This is a genomic window from Bacillus sp. AFS073361, assembly GCF_002567005.1.
GTDB lineage: Bacteria > Bacillota > Bacilli > Bacillales > Cytobacillaceae > Neobacillus.
The window spans coordinates 280,387-299,203 of record NZ_NUZU01000013.1 but is presented as its reverse complement, the minus strand read 5'-3'; the positions used below and the strand labels follow the sequence as shown (position 1 = coordinate 299,203).

General features: G+C 38.1%; 17 protein-coding genes. All 17 read right to left on the bottom strand.

Annotated features, from left to right (window positions below; genetic code table 11):
- Window positions 1-109 precede the first annotated feature (109 nt).
- The 17 genes from COJ96_RS09485 to bshC all read right to left on the bottom strand — a co-directional run bounded on the left by COJ96_RS09485 (window position 110) and on the right by bshC (window position 18,737).
- A complete protein-coding gene (locus COJ96_RS09485) occupies window positions 110-472 on the bottom strand; it encodes a small basic family protein (RefSeq protein WP_098572682.1) in 363 nt (120 codons plus the stop codon).
- Window positions 472-1,203, bottom strand: a complete 732-nt coding sequence (locus COJ96_RS09480; RefSeq protein WP_098572681.1) for a DUF881 domain-containing protein — start codon at window positions 1,201-1,203, stop codon at window positions 472-474. Before COJ96_RS09480 ends, COJ96_RS09485 begins: the two co-directional genes overlap by 1 nt.
- A 50-nt stretch (window positions 1,204-1,253) precedes the next feature.
- Window positions 1,254-1,964, bottom strand: a complete 711-nt coding sequence (locus tag COJ96_RS09475; RefSeq protein ID WP_257148474.1) for a DUF881 domain-containing protein — start codon at window positions 1,962-1,964, stop codon at window positions 1,254-1,256.
- Window positions 1,939-2,730, bottom strand: coding sequence for a cell division protein FtsQ/DivIB (locus COJ96_RS09470; protein ID WP_098572680.1), 792 nt, complete (start codon window positions 2,728-2,730; stop codon window positions 1,939-1,941). The genes COJ96_RS09475 and COJ96_RS09470 overlap by 26 nt, the downstream gene beginning before the upstream one ends.
- 246 nt (window positions 2,731-2,976) lie before the next feature.
- Window positions 2,977-3,885, bottom strand: coding sequence for a UDP-N-acetylmuramate dehydrogenase (gene murB, locus COJ96_RS09465; protein WP_098572679.1), 909 nt, complete (start codon window positions 3,883-3,885; stop codon window positions 2,977-2,979).
- 61 nt (window positions 3,886-3,946) lie between these two features.
- Window positions 3,947-5,050, bottom strand: a complete 1,104-nt coding sequence (murG, locus tag COJ96_RS09460) for an undecaprenyldiphospho-muramoylpentapeptide beta-N-acetylglucosaminyltransferase (protein ID WP_098572678.1) — start codon at window positions 5,048-5,050, stop codon at window positions 3,947-3,949.
- A 152-nt stretch (window positions 5,051-5,202) separates the two neighbouring features.
- Window positions 5,203-6,303, bottom strand: coding sequence for a stage V sporulation protein E (spoVE, locus tag COJ96_RS09455; protein WP_098572677.1), 1,101 nt, complete (start codon window positions 6,301-6,303; stop codon window positions 5,203-5,205).
- Window positions 6,304-6,405: 102 nt separating this feature from the next.
- The gene (murD, locus tag COJ96_RS09450) at window positions 6,406-7,758 is read right to left on the bottom strand and encodes a UDP-N-acetylmuramoyl-L-alanine--D-glutamate ligase (protein WP_098572676.1); all 1,353 of its coding nucleotides are present in this window, start codon (window positions 7,756-7,758) and stop codon (window positions 6,406-6,408) included.
- Window positions 7,759-8,733, bottom strand: coding sequence for a phospho-N-acetylmuramoyl-pentapeptide-transferase (mraY, locus tag COJ96_RS09445; protein ID WP_098572675.1), 975 nt, complete (start codon window positions 8,731-8,733; stop codon window positions 7,759-7,761).
- A 1-nt stretch (window position 8,734) separates the two neighbouring features.
- Window positions 8,735-9,178, bottom strand: coding sequence for a hypothetical protein (locus COJ96_RS09440; protein ID WP_098572674.1), 444 nt, complete (start codon window positions 9,176-9,178; stop codon window positions 8,735-8,737).
- 2 nt (window positions 9,179-9,180) lie between these two features.
- A complete protein-coding gene (locus COJ96_RS09435; protein WP_098572673.1) occupies window positions 9,181-10,641 on the bottom strand; it encodes a UDP-N-acetylmuramoyl-L-alanyl-D-glutamate--2,6-diaminopimelate ligase in 1,461 nt (486 codons plus the stop codon).
- A gap of 190 nt (window positions 10,642-10,831) precedes the next feature.
- The gene (locus COJ96_RS09430; RefSeq protein ID WP_098572672.1) at window positions 10,832-12,751 is read right to left on the bottom strand and encodes a stage V sporulation protein D; all 1,920 of its coding nucleotides are present in this window, start codon (window positions 12,749-12,751) and stop codon (window positions 10,832-10,834) included.
- A 116-nt stretch (window positions 12,752-12,867) separates the two neighbouring features.
- On the bottom strand, window positions 12,868-15,114 hold the full coding sequence (locus COJ96_RS09425) for a penicillin-binding protein (RefSeq protein WP_098572671.1): 2,247 nt from the start codon (window positions 15,112-15,114) through the stop codon (window positions 12,868-12,870).
- Between the two features lie 2 nt (window positions 15,115-15,116).
- The gene (ftsL, locus tag COJ96_RS09420; RefSeq protein WP_098572670.1) at window positions 15,117-15,470 is read right to left on the bottom strand and encodes a cell division protein FtsL; all 354 of its coding nucleotides are present in this window, start codon (window positions 15,468-15,470) and stop codon (window positions 15,117-15,119) included.
- Window positions 15,471-15,531: 61 nt separating this feature from the next.
- On the bottom strand, window positions 15,532-16,464 hold the full coding sequence (gene rsmH, locus COJ96_RS09415) for a 16S rRNA (cytosine(1402)-N(4))-methyltransferase RsmH (RefSeq protein ID WP_098572669.1): 933 nt from the start codon (window positions 16,462-16,464) through the stop codon (window positions 15,532-15,534).
- Between the two features lie 63 nt (window positions 16,465-16,527).
- Window positions 16,528-16,959, bottom strand: a complete 432-nt coding sequence (mraZ, locus tag COJ96_RS09410) for a division/cell wall cluster transcriptional repressor MraZ (RefSeq protein WP_098572668.1) — start codon at window positions 16,957-16,959, stop codon at window positions 16,528-16,530.
- Between the two features lie 143 nt (window positions 16,960-17,102).
- On the bottom strand, window positions 17,103-18,737 hold the full coding sequence (gene bshC / locus COJ96_RS09405; protein ID WP_098572667.1) for a bacillithiol biosynthesis cysteine-adding enzyme BshC: 1,635 nt from the start codon (window positions 18,735-18,737) through the stop codon (window positions 17,103-17,105).
- Window positions 18,738-18,817: the final 80 nt, after the last annotated feature.

Genomic DNA, 18,817 nt, shown 5'->3' with positions numbered 1-18,817 from the left:
AGATTTCCTTAAGTTGAACAACAACTATATTTTTTTTGTTCAATAAAAGTTCACTATACATATCATATAAAATTATTCGTCACAACTAAATGATTCCCTTTAAAAAAATTCAATTTTTTTCTACTTTTTCTTTGTTCGTTGACCATTTTGCCAATAATATTCGCCTTATTACGGCAATATTCTGAAACAGTCTGACACCAAACGCGAAAACTGCCGCTAAATATAAGTCTACACCAAGATTAACACCGAGAAAAGCTAAACTTGCAGCAAGTATAATATTAAAGAAGAACCCTGATACAAACACTTTTTCATCATATATATTTTGCAGGTATGCCCTGATCCCACCGAAAAGAGTGTCGAATGCTGCTAAGACAGCAATCGACAAATAATTGGAATATTCCTCAGGAATACGGATTTCTGTTAATAGTCCCAGAATGATCCCAATTACTAATCCTATGAATGGAAGCCACATTAAGAATCGCCTCCTTCTTTTGCCGGTTCCATGTAGCGGATGCGTATGGAATCATCGTAGGCTGGTACCGTTAAGTTCGGAATTGGTTTTGAAATCGAAAGTCTTAGATTTTCAATAAAGAATTCTTCCGTTGCTTTTGATACTTTCATCCGATTATATAATTTTTCAGCTGTAGAGTTATCATCTACACCTACAACAACTTCGATTGGCAACCTTTCAATCGTATGCCCATCAATTTTTGTTTCCATATTGATGTCGCGAATTACAGTGGTATTAATAATTCTCTTCCCATCGATTGCTACATATTTAGCTTCGTACATATTCAATTCGTTTAACAATCTTGTTAGGAGTTCAGGAGGAATAACTCTATTTACAGGTGTACCTATCTTAATTTCTTCGATTACTGGTTCAATCTTTAATTTAATACCAGGAACAGTAATTTCAGATAACCCGGCTTCAAGCTTTAGTTCCTTTAAAGTATCACTTAAGGCTTGTTCTTTGCTTTGTTTCCGTTTAGATTCATAGGCTGCCAGTTTTTCTTCATTTGAACGAATTTCACTTAATAAGTTGGATTGAAGTTCTTTTTCTTTTAATATTGCATCACGAAGCTGCCATATATCACGAGTATCCCGTTCAACAGGTTTTTTTACTGTTTGAAACTGGATAGCAATCATGAATCCTACTAAGACTGCGATCAAAGTAAAACTTAAATTTATTTTTTTGTTGTCCACTTTTTTCACCTAACCTTTTAAATTATCTTAACGTGGACATTTCCTCATGACTAACTGCCTAGGATGGGATCAAGAACAATTTCATTATCTTTTTCCAGTGTAAAAATAATATTATCGTTTACTAACTGATCTTTCACCCCTCCTATAAGGTTTATGGATGAAGAGAGGACTTCAGGATCTCCGATTGCTGAAATTATGAAAGGAGCTGGATGCTCAATTCCATCAACCGTAATAACTGGTCCATTACAAATAATATAAGAATGGCTTGTCAGCCTCTGACCATTTATGGCAACTGCTGCTGCCCCGGATATATAAAGCTCATTTACAACTTTAAATACGTGATGTTCATGAACAAGATAATTATTGATATTATCCTCCTTTGGGTCGTAAGCACCATCCGTCAGTGTAATCTTGACCCCTTTACCTTTAACCTTCACTTTCCCTAAGAACATTCGAAATTTCTCGGCATCTTCAGCAAGATTTTCATAAACCTCTGCCTCTTTAGAAAGATCTTTCTCATTTTTAAAAACCAAATCTTGTTTTTGACTTAATTCCTTTTGCAGTTCACGATTAGTTTTTTCTTCATTAATTAATTGGTTTCGAAGTGCAAGGGTCTGTTCCCACTGTCCATCAGAAACATTTGGTTTCCCTTTGTTCATTTCCAATTGTGTTAAATGATAGGAAAAGGCCATCAAAAATCCTAATACAAGGCAGACTAGGGACAAAACAACATGCTTACCCTTCACCCTTATCTTGCTCAACTTCTTTTTCCTCCACTTCGGTGTCAAAGGCCTTAAAATACGTTCCTACTTCCAGGTCAATAATCCCCTTTTTGTTGGGATCAATCTGAGAGATAATTGAGGGATAATGTACCATTTTTTCCGAGAAACTTCTTAATGTAGCACTAACCTCAAATCCATCATTCATAAATAAGGAAATATGATATTTATCAGTTTTTTTCGGAGTATAATGGATTTCAGAGATAGAGTTTGAAATTTCATTAGGAAGTTTTTCTAACTCTTTTACCATTTGATTGAGGGCTGCACCTTCTTTAAACTCGAATAAAATGGGAGAATTTACAGGAATTTTCTTCGCTGCTTTTTTGTTCACTATTTTCCCATTCTCCATAATTGGTAAGAATTTATTTTCTTTTTTCAGATAAGCAATTCTTTTGTGTTCTTTTACTTGGATGACCACTGTATTTGGCCAATGAGTCTTGATGGTAACTGTCTTTATCTCAGATAGACGCTTTATTCTCGATGCCGTTTCATCCTTTTTGATTTTCCAAATATTCGTATTATTCGAAAGGCCGCTCTGACTGATTAATTCCTTATCAGAATACACACCATTTCCTTTTATTGTTATCGTCTTTACATGGCTTAAAGGTGATTGTGAATAGGCGATAACTACTATCATTGTAAAAAACAGAATTAATAGGAGTACAAGGCGTCTGTTTGCTTTTCGTCTTCTTTGCTCCTTAAGCTTAGGAATACGGTCCTCGAGAGCTACAATTTTACCTTTTTCCATTTAAATTCCTCCACATAAAAAGCAGCTGCTCTAAAATAAGTAGACTAAGCCTGTCCAACATTCGATAGTGTTACCTCGAAAAGAGAAACAACGGCACGAAAAACCATGCCGTCACTAACTTTTTCGAGGTTGCACCTATAATATTATCAGTAATTATAACACAATATTTGTCATTCGGACGACATTTCTTACAAGAAAAGTAAGGATAATTTCTTTGGAAATTTAGTATAAATCCTTCCAGTTTTCTTATTTCCTACCGATTATTTCAACCTCTGTTTCCATTGTTACTTTATATAAGCTAAAAATGGTATCCTTGACATGTTGAATTAATGCCAGCACATCCTCTGCAGTGGCACCTCCAGCATTTACAATAAAATTCCCATGCATTTCCGAAATCTTTGCACCGCCAATACTAAATCCCTTTAACCCAGCGGTTTCAATTAATTTCCCAGCATAATTCGGCAGCGGATTTCTAAAAATACTGCCAGCACACGGAAAATTCCACGGCTGTGTCTCTTTCCGATAATCTTTGTTTTTTTGCATTTGTGCGACAATGGCTGATCGATCGCCTTTCACAAGATCAAAAACAGCTTCCACAACAATTCCTGGACGAGTTTTTTGTAGTACAGAAGTCCTGTAGGAGAACCCCATTTCCTCATTTGAGAGCCATTCCATTTTTCCATCATCAAATAAAATATGTGCTTTGGTTAAGATTTTACTAATATCCGAACCATGCGCACCTGCATTCATATAAACTGCCCCGCCAACTGAGCCAGGAATTCCACTCGCAAATTCCAGACCTGCAAGACCTTTTTTACTAATAAGTGTTGAAAAGCTGACGAGGGAGTGACCACCACCAACGGTAATACTTGTATCGTTAATCTCAAGGTGATCCATTCCAGAACTAAGCTTGATAACTGCCCCTTCAATCCCCTTATCCGACACTAACAGATTTGAGCCGCGGCCAATCGCACGCCATGGCAATCCATGATTTTCAATCACATTCATGACAGTTTTTAAATTTTCAACTGAAGACGGTTCTATAAAAAGGTCTGCAGGACCGCCTATTTTCATCGTTGTATGATTGGCTAATGGTTCATTTTCCTTAACCTTTCCGATATTTAAAGCCAATAACTCATTTAAGATTCCGTCCATAATTACCACCCTTACTTTCCTAGATGCATTTACATCAGTTTATGCTAAAAATCTTTATGGGCTACTTTTGATTTGTGTTTACCAGTTCTTGCATCAAGGAATAGAGTCTTGATGCTGAATCCGGAACACCCATTTTTTTAGCCTTAACCTTCATCTCTTTTAATTTATCTTTATTTAAAAGAATACGATCAATATGATTCACAAGACTATTATTATTTAAGTCTTTTTCTAATAATAGTTCTGCTGCACCATGGTCACTTAATGACCGAGCGTTTTTCTCTTGATGATTATTTGTTACATATGGACTTGGGACTAAGATGCTTGGGATACCAAGTGAAGTTATTTCTGCAAGTGTGGTTGCTCCTGCTCTCGATACCACTAAATCTACTCCTGCAAGTACTTCTGGCATATTATGAATAAACGGTTTAATGACTACATTTTTAGGGTTTCCAATTAATTCAACTTCTTTTCTGACATCCTCATAATGGACGTCGCCCGTAATATAAAGGACTTGATATGGTTTCTCAGCCAAATCAGCGAATGCCTTCACGACTGCCTCATTTATCGGCCTCGCACCACGACTACCACCGAAGATTAAAACCACTGGCATAGTTGCACTTAGTCCAGCACCGAGACGACCTTGAATCCCGTCTTTGCCCATTACTTCAGATGCACGAGGATTGCCCGTAAAAACTGTTTTCTGTACTGGAAAGTACTCTTTTGCCTCTTCAAAACAAATGGCAATCTTGTTTACATATCTGCTTAAAAATTTATTAGTTAACCCTGGAACACTATTTTGTTCGTGAATGATTGTTGGGATGCCCAACTTTGATGCAGCATACACTACTGGTCCGCATACATACCCGCCTGTTCCGATGACAATGTCTGGTTTGAATTCCTTTAACATTTTTTTACTGTCTTTCACTCCTTTTAGGAAGCGGAGAACCGTTTTTACATTTTCAAAGGATAGTTTTCTTTTAAAACCAGTTATATGAATCGCTTTAAAATCAATATTCTCCCGCGGAACTATTTTGCTTTCCAAGCCATTGGTTGTTCCTATGTATAAAAATTGTGCCTCTTTGTTCTGTTTTTGGATTTCACGAATGAGTGCGAGAGCAGGATAAATATGCCCGCCAGTCCCTCCGCCACTAACTACTATTTTCATTTTTTCCACCTCATTAACTATTTAACACCTAATGCCTACCCTATCTTACTATAAAAACTCACAAAATAACGCAAATGAAAAAAGAATGTTACCTAATTGTAAATTAACACAGCCTAAAATAAAAAAACCCTGCCGCTAAACAGGGTGAAGGTTCATAATCTCGAATACCTGCTGATATTAAGAAGAACACCTATCGCCATTAACATCAAGGTTAAACTAGAACCCCCGTAGCTTAAAAATGGTAAGGTAATGCCTGTAACAGGCATTAGACCTGTAACAACACCAATATTAATCATGACTTGAATCGCTACCATGGCGATGATTCCTACAGCTAGAAAGCTGCCGTATAAATCTGGTGCACCTAAAGCGATTCGTATTCCTCTCCATAACAACAGTGCAAACAAGAGTAATATAAATGATCCACCAATAAAGCCTAGTTCTTCAGAAAGAATCGCAAAGATGAAGTCTGTCTGGGGTTCAGGCAGGTAGAAGAACTTCTGTCTGCTCTCGCCAAGTCCAAGCCCAAACAATCCACCAGGACCAATTGCATAGAGTGATTGAATAATTTGAAATCCCGTTACAAGCGGATCCGACCAGGGATCCAAAAAAGATGTGATCCGTTTAATACGGTACGGAGCGGAGGCAATAAGACCAATAAATCCCGCGACTCCCAACAGTCCCAGAAAGGCAAAATGACTTACACGAGCACCTGCAATAAAAATCATCACAACACAGGTTCCCATCATCACCGTACCTGTGCCTAAATCAGGTTGAAGCATGATCATTGAAAAGGCAAGAAAGGCAAGACCTAATGAAGGAATAAGACCTTTCTTAAACGAAGTAATCAACTTTTGCCGTTCGGAAAGATACTTAGCCAAAAAAGCAATCATTGCCAGTTTCATAAATTCAGAAGGCTGTATTGAGAAGGCTCCAACACCTATCCAACTACGAGAACCATTCCTTTCATTTCCAATTCCAGGAATCAACACAAGGATAAGTAACAAAAAACAAACCAGTAGAAAGGTTTTGGACCAGGTCCGCCACGTCCAATAATTGATGTTCATGATGAAAAACATGGCAGCCACTCCAACCCCGGCAAAAAGAGTTTGCCTTTTCGCGAAGAAAAAGGAATCATTAAATTTATATTCAGCCCAAATAGCACTTGCACTGTAAACCATGATTAGCCCTATTGCCAAAAGTGTGAATGTTACAATCATTAAAATAAAATCAGGAGTAGTTCTCTTTGTCGGCACCACCATACACCTCAACTGCTAGTTTTAGGGCTTAGCAGAACCTCTAATTTTGCCTAGTGTCAAGTGCACTTGAAAAGTGAACTTTTCGACTAAGACAAGCCCTTACTTAAGCTTATGCACCGCATCGATAAAAATGTCTCCCCTGACCTCAAAAGTTTTATATTGATCCCAGCTTGCACATGCAGGAGATAATAATATCACGTCACCTGATTCAGAGTATCGATAAGCCTCAGGCACAGCCATGTCAACATTATCGACACGCTTGATTCGTTTTATTCCCGCTTCCTTCCCTATTCGTTCCATTTTAGGTGCAGTTTGCCCAAAGGTTATCATTGCTTTTACATTTTTCAAATAAGGAAGTAGTTCATCAAATTCATTTCCGCGATCCAAACCACCCGCAAGGAGAACTACCGGGGATTCAAAAGCAGCCAAGGCATTTACCGTTGCCAAAATATTCGTTGCTTTCGAGTCATTGTAAAACTTTCGTCCGTTCACTTCAGTTACGAATTGCAGACGGTGCCTGACACCAGTAAATGTTCGAAGAACCTGCTGGATGGCTTTATTTTCTACACCTGAAAGCTTTGCTGCAGCCATAGCGGATAAGATATTTTCAAGGTTGTGATTGCCTGGTAAAGCTATATTCTCAATTTCCATCACTTTATCATGATTAAACATAATCCAGCCATCAGATAGATAAGCACCTTCAGTCAGCTTCTTCTTCGTCGAAAAAGGAATAATTCTGGCATTAGAGTGACGCGCAACTTCCAATGTTTCTTCTTGGTCGGCATTGACAATAAGGTAGTCAACTTCCGTTTGATTTTTTGTAATGTTTGCCTTTGCATCAATATATTCCTTTTTTGTCCCATGATAATCTAAATGGGCATCATAAAGGTTCGTTAGAATGGCAATCTTAGGTTTAAATGTGTCAATTCCCATTAACTGAAAAGAGGATAATTCAATGACTATCGTATTTTCTGACGTAGCTTCTTCGGCTACCCCTGATGCCACTGTACCAATATTCCCTGCGATTAACGGGTGCTTCTGCCCCTCATTTAGCATCTCATAAACCAATGTTGTTGTTGTTGTTTTCCCATTGGTCCCTGTGATCCCAATAAATGGAGCTTCAGAGATTTCATAAGCAAGTTCAACCTCAGTAATTACAGGAATCCCTTTTTCTATAGCGCCTGCAATCATAGGGTTGTTATATGGAATACCGGGATTCTTGACAATCAACTCGAATCCTTCATCAAGCAACTCAATAGGATGATCCCCACAAATCACTTTAATCCCCTGTTCTAATAATCCCTGAGCTTCTGGATTTTCCGAAAATGGCTTTTTATCATTAACTGTGACAAATGCACCAAGTTTATGTAATAGGGCGGCAGCTGTTACCCCGCTTTTCGCCAAACCTAGGACAAGAATTTTTTTATGACTGAAAGATTTAATCTGTTTCAATTATAACCACACCTCAATATAGATTCCTAGTATCGCAAGAATTAATCCAACACTCCAAAAAGTGACGACCACCCGCCATTCCGACCAGCCAACTAATTCATAATGATGATGTAAAGGGCTCATACGAAAAATCCGTTTACCCGTCGTTTTGAAGGAAATAACCTGTAAAATAACTGATAACGTTTCAATAACAAATACTCCACCAATGATAATAAGTAAAATTTCAAGCTTCGTAAGAATAGCAATCGTTGCAATTGCACCACCGAGTGCTAGAGAACCTGTATCTCCCATAAAAACTTTTGCCGGGTGGGCATTAAATACCAAGAATCCTAGTACAGCACCTACCACCGCCACAGAAAATATCGCAATTTCTATCTGTGATTGATTCCATGCAAGAACTGCAAATGCACCAAATGCAATAGCAGCGGTGCCTGACACCAAGCCATCCAGTCCATCTGTTAAATTTACAGCATTGGAGAAGCCAACCAGCCAGAATATGATAAAGAAAATGAAGAACCATCCTAAATCAATTGTGGAATCTGTAAATGGAATGCTTATTTCGGTAGAAAAACCTTGTTGTTTATAAATAAAATAAAAAATTACTGAAATAATAATTTGACCTGCCAGCTTTTGTTTGGAAGTTAATCCTAGATTCCTTTTAAGAGCAACTTTGATAAAATCGTCTAAAAACCCAAGCAATCCAAAACCAAGTGTAACAAGAAGCAGCAAATATGTTTTAACAGTCGGTTCAGAAAACTTACCCGTCATGACAAGTGTTGTAATAACAATCGAAAATAAAATCATCACACCCCCCATAGTCGGTGTGCCTGATTTTATTTGATGGGATTTTGGTCCCTCCTCACGAATGCTTTGTCCAAATTTCAACCTTCTTAAGAAGGGAATAAAAACTGGAGAAAGCAATACCGAGATAAGAAATCCCATAATTATTGTGAAGAAAATAACTTGCTCGAGCATTTTATTCCCTCCCTTCAGCGTCGTTTTTGCTTGTAATTTCGTTTAACATCACAGCTATATCATATGTTTCTTTATTTTTATTAAGAAGTTTTTTATTTGAAATTTTAAAGTTAGTTATTTCCATAATTTTATCTGTTTCTCCATTTAATTTTTCATGATAACAATTTAAGATAGTTACAATCGCCTCTGCCGGGTCTGGTGTAAAGAATAGTGGAAACTGGTTTGGTATATAGCTTGGAAGTTCAAGTCCTTGATCCCAAATCGCTGCTATTGCCCCGTTCGAGATTGCATCAGAAAGTTCCCCAGCGTTTTTAGTTAATGATACAAATAATCCTTTAGGCTGTGCTGTGTGAGCTTGGTCGCAAACTGTAACAAATAGCAGGTTATCCTTGACGCCACGACTATTCTTAAATAGACTTACCAAGTCTTTTAAAGCTAAATACATAGCTATCTCCCCTCAATCGCTTCCCGAGCAACTAACCGATCGTCAAAATCGTGAACTTCATTGCCAATAATTTGATAGGTTTCATGACCTTTGCCTGCGATTAAGATTACATCACCTGCTGATGCCTCTCGAATAGCAGTTTGAATCGCTTCTTTGCGGTCAGGGATCATTCGGTATGCTGAACCTTGCACTCCTGCTTCCATGTCCTTCAAAATGGCTAATGGGTCTTCACTTCTTGGGTTATCCGAAGTTAGGATGGGATTTGTGGACCATTGGCAGGCTATTTGAGCCATCAATGGTCTCTTCGTACGATCACGGTCACCACCACAGCCAACTATAACGAAAACCTTTTTCTTAGCAAAATGCTGAACCGTTTTTAATACATTTTCAAGACTGTCTGGTGTGTGGGCGTAATCAACAATAACAGTAAAATCCTGTCCTGCATTTACAAGCTCAAATCTGCCTGATACTCCTTTTACACCTTCGATCGACTGGATAACTGCTTTAATATCAATGCCGGACACAACGGACGCCGCAATACTTGCTAAAACATTATACACACTGAATTTACCAATTAATTGCATTTTAATCGGATATTTTTCCGAATGAACCACAAGCTCGAACTGGGTACCTGAAGAAGTCATTTGAATATTCTTTGCTTGAAGATCAGCTATATTATCGATTCCATATGTAATAACATGTGCAGCAGTCGACCTGCGGTACATATCAGAAGCAGGGTCGTCTGCATTTAATACGGCAAACTTAGGTTTTTTCTGATCAAATGTATTACCCAGCTGGGCAAATAATAAACTCTTAGCACGCTTATATTCATCCATTGTTTTATGATAATCCAAGTGGTCCTGCGTTAGGTTTGTAAACACAGCCACATCATAATCGCAGCCATGTACTCGGCCAAGATCTAATGCATGTGAGGAAACCTCCATTACTGCTATATCAACACCTGCTTCAACCATTTGTCTAAAGGTTTTTTGAAGTGTTAAACTTTCCGGGGTTGTGTTTTTTGTTTCAATCGTCTTTTCAGCTATTTTAGTATACATCGTGCCAATTAGACCTGTTTTTTGATTGGCATCGGAGAATATTTTCTCAATTAAATGGCTGGTAGTTGTTTTCCCATTTGTTCCGGTAATTCCTATTAAGTGCAAGTTTTTCGTTGGCTGTTCATAAAAAGCATCAGCTAGCACTGCCATTGCTCTCGTTGTATCTTTAACAAGAATGACAGGTACATCTAGTAATAACGGACGCTCAGCCAATACAGCAGCTGCCCCGCTTTTTACTGCAGATTCTGCAAAATCATGGCCGTCTACTGTGTATCCCTTAATACAAATAAATAAGCTCCCGCTTTGCACCTTCCGATTATCGTTTTCAATCGAAGTTATTTCTGGATCCTCACCTAAATAAGGAACTAGAAGATGCAAATTCTTAAGCAGCTTTTGTAGCTTCATTTCTCTCAAATCCTCTCATAACCGTACATACATTGACTAATTATCATTTTGAAAATTCTTCTTAAGAAAGTTCCATCTTATTTTACATTAAAACATTTTATTTTGCTATTTAGTAATCAAAGCTTAATGAAAAAATTAGGCGGCGGAAATCATTCCGACCGCCTCTAATTTAATGAATTTTTTAATTGCATTAATCCTCCTTACCAAAATAAAGCCTAATTTTTGACCCTTCCTTAACTTTGGTACCTGCTTCAGGGGATTGTCTAACGACCACATCACCCTCACCACTTGCATCAATCTTTAGATTTATCAGTTGATCCATTAGTTCCATTTTTGTTAAACCTGTGAAATCCGGTAATTTTATTAACGGTGTATCCGGCCATTTCAATTCTTTTTCAATTTGACCCTTTCGAGGTTTAATCCCCATCTGACTCAAACTATCCTTCATAATATTACCAACAATTGGAGCACTGACTGTACCACCGAAGGCTGTAACTCCTTTTGGATTATCAACTGCCACATAGACAACAATTTGCGGATCATCTGCAGGGGCAAATCCAATAAAGGAAACGATAAAGTTATTTTCTAAATATCTCCCGTTTTGTGCTTTCTGGGCTGTTCCGGTTTTTCCGCCAACTCGGTAACCATCAACAAACGCCCTTCCCCCTGACCCCTGGGCAACTACACTCTCAAGGGCATGGCGAATTTCTTTTGAAGTTTCTTCCTTAATTACCCTGCGTTTTTCCACTGGGGAATTTCTCATTACGACTTCGTTTGTAATTGGATCGATGAGCTCTTTTGCAATATATGGCTTATATAAAATCCCGCCATTAATAGCCGCAGATACAGCCGTAACTTGCTGGATAGGTGTTACTGATACTCCTTGTCCAAAGGCTGTAGTTGCTTGTTCAACTGGGCCAACACGGTCTAAATTGAATAATATCCCTGTTCCTTCTCCTTGTAAATCAATACCGGTCTTTTGACCAAAACCAAAATCCTTCACATATTTAAACAATTTTTCTTTCCCGAGTCTTTGTCCTAATTCGACAAATCCAGGGTTGCAGGAATTTTGAACAACCTCTAAAAAGGACTGATCTCCATGGCCCCCTCGTTTCCAGCACTTTAACCTCGCCCCCGCAACCTGAACCGAACCCGAATCATGGAAATGCTCTTTTTCTAAATTCACTTTTCCTTCATTCAAAGCTGCCGCAAGGGTAATAATCTTAAATGTTGACCCTGGTTCGTACGTTGACCATACAGGAAGATTTCGATTATATACCTCTTGAGGAACATTTTGAAAATTAGCCGGATCAAAAGTTGGTCTGCTCGACATGGCTAATATTTCTCCATTATTCGGATTCATTGCAATGGCAACAATCCCATCCGGGTTATATTTTGCGTCCGCGATATCTAACTCTCTTTCTACTATCGTTTGGATTTTTGAATCGATTGTCAGCTTCAATGCGAGACCGTTTGTCGGCTTCTCATAATCATCTGCCATATCGTTCATTCTTTCCCCTTTAGCATTTGCATAAAATTTAACAGAGCCCCGTTCACCACTTAGTTCTTTATCATAATATTGTTCTAGTCCCATCAACCCCTGGTTGTCAACTCCTGCGAACCCAAGAACATGTGATAAATAGCTCCCCATTGGATAATGCCGCTTAGAATCTTCACCAATATAGACACCTTCGAGTCCTAGGGATCTGATTTCCTTGGCCTTCTCATGTGAAATTTTTCTGCCTTCCTTAATCCGAACAATTCTTTCTCTCAGTGTAATATCCCGATAGGCCTTTTCTTTTGACATATTTAAAACGGAGGCAAGCTTTTCCGCGGTTGTTGCCGGGTCTTTAATTTGTCTTGGAACAACCCAGACGGTTGGAGTACTAATATTTGTGGCAAGAGGCACCCCGTTCCTGTCAACAATTTCTCCTCGTTCAGGTTCAAAGGGAATATTACGGCTCCAAGAGTCTTTAGCACCTGCTGTTAACCAATCACCAAGGACAAATTGGACATATCCAAGCCGAATATCAATTATTAAGAAGGTGAGAATACCAATAAATAGTGCAATCATTAATCGTTTACGGACAGTAACATTTGAAACACGCATAGTTTGAACGACCCTCCTTTTTCTATCGTTCATTTATATGCTTGTACTTTTTTTCTTAGAACGCAGGTTTTGGTCATTAGATAGGAAAAATCCCGCTAAGACAGCGGGATTTTCTATTAATCCTGGACTAGATCCTCTGTATTTTCCTCAGTTTGACCTTGAGTATTTGTTTTTTCATTATTTTCCTGTTTCCACTGCTCTTCAGGAGTCTTTAAGTCAACGATTAAAAAATCTCCTTTTTGAACATGTGTTTTCGGTTTAATATTTTGCTGGGTTACAAACCCTTTTCCCTTTGAATTTAACTTCAATCCGGCAATATTCGCTACTTTCATTACATCTCTAAGTGACCAACCTGTCATATCAGGGGCAAATATTTCACCATTTGTTTGTATGATTACCTTCTCACCCTGTAAAACAGTTGTCCCAGACTCTGGTAAATGCCTGACAACCTCTGCTCCTTTTCCAATTACGATAGGTTCAATTCCTTTTCCTTTTAATTCAGCTACAGCTTCAGTAACCGATTTCCCCTTAAAATCTTCTAGTTTATTCAATTGTGCCTCTTCAAGTTGAGAAGGCTTAATGTTCAAGTAATGCAGGCTGTTTTTCATGACTGGGTTAAATATAGCAGAAACAGGTATTGCACCTTGACCAGTTTCAAGCCCCTCTAATTCAGGTTGCTGAACAGCAACATAAACAATTAATTCCGGATCATCCTTTGGTGCCATCCCTAAAAATGAGAACATATAGTTATTAGCACCTTGTAAATACCCGCCATTCGGTCCAGGAATATTAGCTGTTCCCGTCTTCCCAGCGACACTGTATCCATCAATTTTATACCGGCCGCCAGTACCCTTGGGTGAGGTAACAACTGTTTCAAGGATATCCCGAACCTCCTTGGCCGTTTCTTTTGTGATTGGTGTTGAAACAACTTTAGAGGACCCTGATTTAATAACCTCACCTGTATCATGATTGACAATTTTTTTTACCACATGCGGTTTAATCATTTTCCCGCCATTTGCAATGGCTGTTGCTGCTTGAATTTGCTGTATGGGAGTTATTGCAGTGCCCTGCCCGTAAGCCGTCGTAATTTTTTCAATCGGATAGGTAAATTGGATTTTCCCAGATGTTTCGTTGGGAAGGTCAATTCCTGTGGGCTGATCAAAGCCAAACTTTGTTAAATATTCTCGAAACTTTTCAAAGCCAAGCTTCTCTTTAGCTATTTTGGCGAAAGCAACATTTGATGAACGCTGTACCCCTTCAAGATAGGTGATCGGCCCCCATCCCGAGTAATTATGATCATGAATTGCTTTATCCCTTTTCGTTACTTGATATGAACCAGATTGATAGATTTCGTTGGGATTAAACACCTTTTCCTGGACGGCTGCGGCAAGCGTAAAAATTTTCATGGTCGAACCAGGTTCGAATGAAGTTTCAATCGCTTCATTATGCCAGCCGTCTTCAATTCCTTCTTTTGTTTTTGGATCAAAAGAAGGCCGTTGTCCCATTGCTAATATTTCACCGGTTTTCGGATCAGCCACAATCGCAATGATTTTCTCCGGTTTATATTCCTTAGCTGCTTTGTTCATGGCATCTTCTAAAAAGGTTTGAATCTTTTGGTCGATGGTCAAATAAACATCATTCCCATTTTTTGCAGGAGTAATTTTTTCTTTTCCATCCGGAAGTATATAACCCCACAAATCACTTTCAAAATTAATCTTCCCATTTGTACCCGTTAATTCATCATTTAGACTTTTCTCAATCCCCATTTTACCCACTGATTTAATACTTTTGTCCTTTTGTTCAATCCGATCAGCATAACCAACTAAGTGGGAAGCAAATACACCATTAGGATAGAAGCGCTTGGAATCACGGATAAATGTAATCCCTGGAAGTTTAAGTTTTTCAATCTTATTCTTTGTTTCGTGGGTAATATCTCTGCCTGCCTTGCCGAATTCAACCTGAAATTTATGACTTTTTATTCCTTTTGTTAAGATACTGTAAATCTCTAATTCATCCATTTCTAGATACTTTGCCAATTCTTGTGCCGTTTTCTCCGGGTTTTTTACGTGCTGCGGCTTTTTTGAATTTGTTGTCATCTTTTTATCTAAAATAGCAATTAACGTGTAGGCATTTGTATCTTCAGCAATCACTTTACCATTCCGGTCTAAGATATCGCCCCTTAAGGCGGTCAAATTCCCTTCTCTGCTATATTTTTCTTGAGCCTTTGCAGCAAGAGGCTGTCCATCAACTTCACCAGTGATTTGAATTGAAAAATACCTGAAAAGTAAAACAAAAAAGAGCAAACCGAAAAATCCAAATAAAAGGGTTGCTCCTGCATTCATATATGGCTGTTTCTTGTTCATTTCTAATGCACTACCTTGACGTTATTTTCGTTTTTAATTAGGCCCATTTCCTTGGCCTTTTTATAAATTCGATCGTATGCACTTAATTCGCTTACTTGAACCTGCAAATCACTATTTACTTTCTGTTGTTCCGATACCTTAGCTTCCATAATTTGTATATCTTTGTTAACATCATAAATTTTTGCTTGATTTGAAATAATATGAACGGCACCAAAACATACAAATCCAGCAAAGACTATTCCAATAATTTTTTCCCCTGGAGTGAGCCAGGATTTTTTAATAATGACTTGTCTCTTTTGTTGGACTTTCTCCTCCGTGTGTTGCTGTTCTACATTCTTCCTGGCAAGATTACTCAAACTCTTCCCCTCCAGCTTATTATTTATTTTTAAATCTAGTTTTGAATTTCTGAATTTTTCCTTACAGCTTTTCGGCAACTCTTAGCTTAGCAGATCTAGCGCGATTATTTTGCTCTAATTCTTCATCAGATGGAAGGATCGGCTTCCGCGAAATTAACTTTAATATCGGTTTATACTCATCAGGAATGATTGGTAAACCAGGAGGTAAATTAGGAGTTTCACTTGCTTTCTTAAAGGCTGCTTTGCAAATTCTGTCCTCAAGAGAGTGGAAGGTTATAACGCTTATTCTTCCCTCAGGGTTTAACATGTCAATCGCTTGATTTATTGACTGTTCGAACACCGCTAATTCATCATTCACAGCAATTCTGACTGCTTGAAAAACTCGCTTAGCTGGATGTCCACCTTTTCTTCTTGCAGGGGCCGGAATCGCGTCCTTAATCAGTTCAACTAATTCTGCCGTCGTTTCAATTGGTTTTACCATCCTTGCTGCTTCTATTTTACGAGCTATTTGTTTAGAGAACTTCTCCTCACCATAACGAAAAAAGATGCGCACCAAGTCTTCATAGGCCCAATGATTAACCACATCGTAGGCAGAAATATCGGCTTCATTATCCATTCTCATATCTAGTGGTGCATCATGATGATAGCTAAAGCCTCTTTCAGGAGTATCCAATTGCGGAGAAGAAACTCCAAGGTCGTAAAGTACTCCATCCACTTTAACAATTCCTCTATTTTCAAGTTCTTCTTTCAAATACAAGAAATTGCTTTTAATGATTTCTAAACGATCCCCATATTCAGCCAACTTCTCTTTTGCGTGTTCAATTGCAGTTTCATCTTGGTCAAATGCAAATAGTTTACCGCGGGCTCCAAGTTTTGAAAGAATAAGCGAACTATGCCCCGCTCCACCCAAAGTACAATCAACATAAATTCCATCAGGCTTAATATTTAAGCCATTAACAGCTTCCTTTAACAACACAGTTGTATGTTCAAACATGTAGTAACCACCTTTTCCAATCGAACAATATATAACAGAAAATATATTAACATAATTTATCCATTATATATCAAAGCCAATCATATTTTCTGCAATTTCTGCAAAAGATTCTTCTGACTCGGTAAAATAGTCTTCCCAAATCTGTTTGCTCCAAATTTCAATTCGATTGGAAACACCTAAAATTACACATTCTTTTTCCAACTTTGCATATTGCAAAAGTGGTGCAGGGATATTAATTCTTCCTTGTTTATCAAGTTCACTCTCGGTTGCACCTGAAAAGAAGAATCTAGTAAAAGCCCGGGCATCTTTTTTTGTCAGAGGTAAGCCTTTTAATTTCTCTTCAATCAGCCCCCACTCTGATAACGGGTAACCAAACAAACATTGATCCAATCCACGTGTAATGATAAACATTTCACCAAGTTCATCGCGGAATTTGGAGGGCACGATCAGTCGGCCTTTATTATCAATGCTGTGATGGTATTCACCCATGAACATACCCATGACCCCCACTTTCTATTAAAAATGTACCACATTCCCCCACTTTCCACCACCTATTTTTAAACTATTCTTCTTAAAACCATGAAATCCTTTTTTATCCAGAAATTTCACAAAAAAAAACTTCACTGCTGTGAAGTTTTCTACATTTTTATTACCTTATGCCGACCATCAAATTCAAATTTACCTGACATTAAGTCATGAATTAGATTCAACCCATATTGATTTAGGTAATAAAATATATTCCAAACCCTCTCTTGGGGAAAACCATCCGGTCTTAATGACAGATCCACACGATCATATTTTTTAAGGATATTGTCGTGTTTCAACTTTCCGGCCTCATATAATTTAGCTTCCATAAACCCGAGTTCTTTAAGTAAGTAACTTTCATTTTTCTTTAACAATGGTAATAGGCCGCGATCCAACTCAGCTGTCTTACCTTCTATTAATCTGTACTGATTTACTAATTGTTCTTTTGCAAGGGAAAATAGCGAAACCACTTCTTTATCTTTTATTTTTTCAAGAAATTGAGTTCTCTCTTTTTCTGTTCCATTGCTTAATATTTCATTTAAGTTTAAACGTAGATCAGAAACGTCTGTTTCAACAGATCGATCAAGGATCGTAATGTTTAAACGAGGAACAATAGGGGGCATCTTGATTTGAAAATATTCAAACACTAGTTTTAGTTCTGCCCAGTAAGAAATTTCTCCCGGCCCCGCAATAAAAGCAATAGATGGGAAAAGCCATTCCTGCATTAACGGCCGCGTCACCACATTATTGCTTAAAGAGGCTGGATTCTCCTCAGCAAGCTCCACTAATTGTTCTCTTGAAAAGGTAAGAGCCCCATTTTTCCCCACAAAACAATCATTATCACAGTCATATTCAAGTAAAATCCGATCATTCATTTTCTGATCATAGTAGAAAAGGTTCGCATTCCTTTCACTTGCATCAATCGTTACCGGAAAACCCTTTTCATCAATACGCCTTTGTTGTTCAAGTAGCTTGTGTGTAATCATTTCATGGTTAAGGATTTGCTTTTTAAAAAATTCTTTCTGCACCTTCCGAAAGTCATTGTTACCTGAGTCAACGATTAATAACCCATAATCCTTGAACAATTCCATAATAATATTTGCAAAAAAATCGACGAAGTTGGTTGAGATGGACACTTGTTTTACAGCAAAAGCTAAAAGTGTATTGGTATGTTCTGTCTCACCAAAATTCTCTATTAAGTTTTGTACCCAAGAAATGCAGACTTCTTTGTTTAACTGAATATCAGAAACCATTTTCTTTTGCAGGACTCTTTCTGGATATGTCCATTTATCAACCTTTTGATTCACAGGTACAAACACATGATTAACCTCTTGGTAATCATGGTCTTCTCCCGCAATCCAAAATACAGGAACCACTGGTACGCCGAGCTGTGCCTCTTTTTGCTCAGCCAATTTAATAATAGAAATTACCTTATGTATTGAATATAGCGGGCCTGTTAAAATACCTGCCTGCTGTCCCCCAATAACGACGAGGCTATTACTTGTTTTAAGTTTATCGATTGACTTTATAACAGCTTCAGACGATGGAAACCGCTTCATAAAGCTCTCAATATGTTCAGCAACCTCTAAGCGAGGAAATGATCGGTTACTAAGTTCAGCAACCCGTTTGGCATCATCGGTTCCATCATTAAACCGGTAATGAAAAAAAGGCTGGATTTCTGGAGATTGTTCCAAATAATTCGAAGCAAACCGATTGGCTGCTGGTAAAGAGAGATTTAAAATCTCCATTCTTGTACTTCCTTTCTGATCACCCAAATTCATTCTGTTAAGAGTATACCACTACCAACTTAATTTGAAAAAACTTTGGC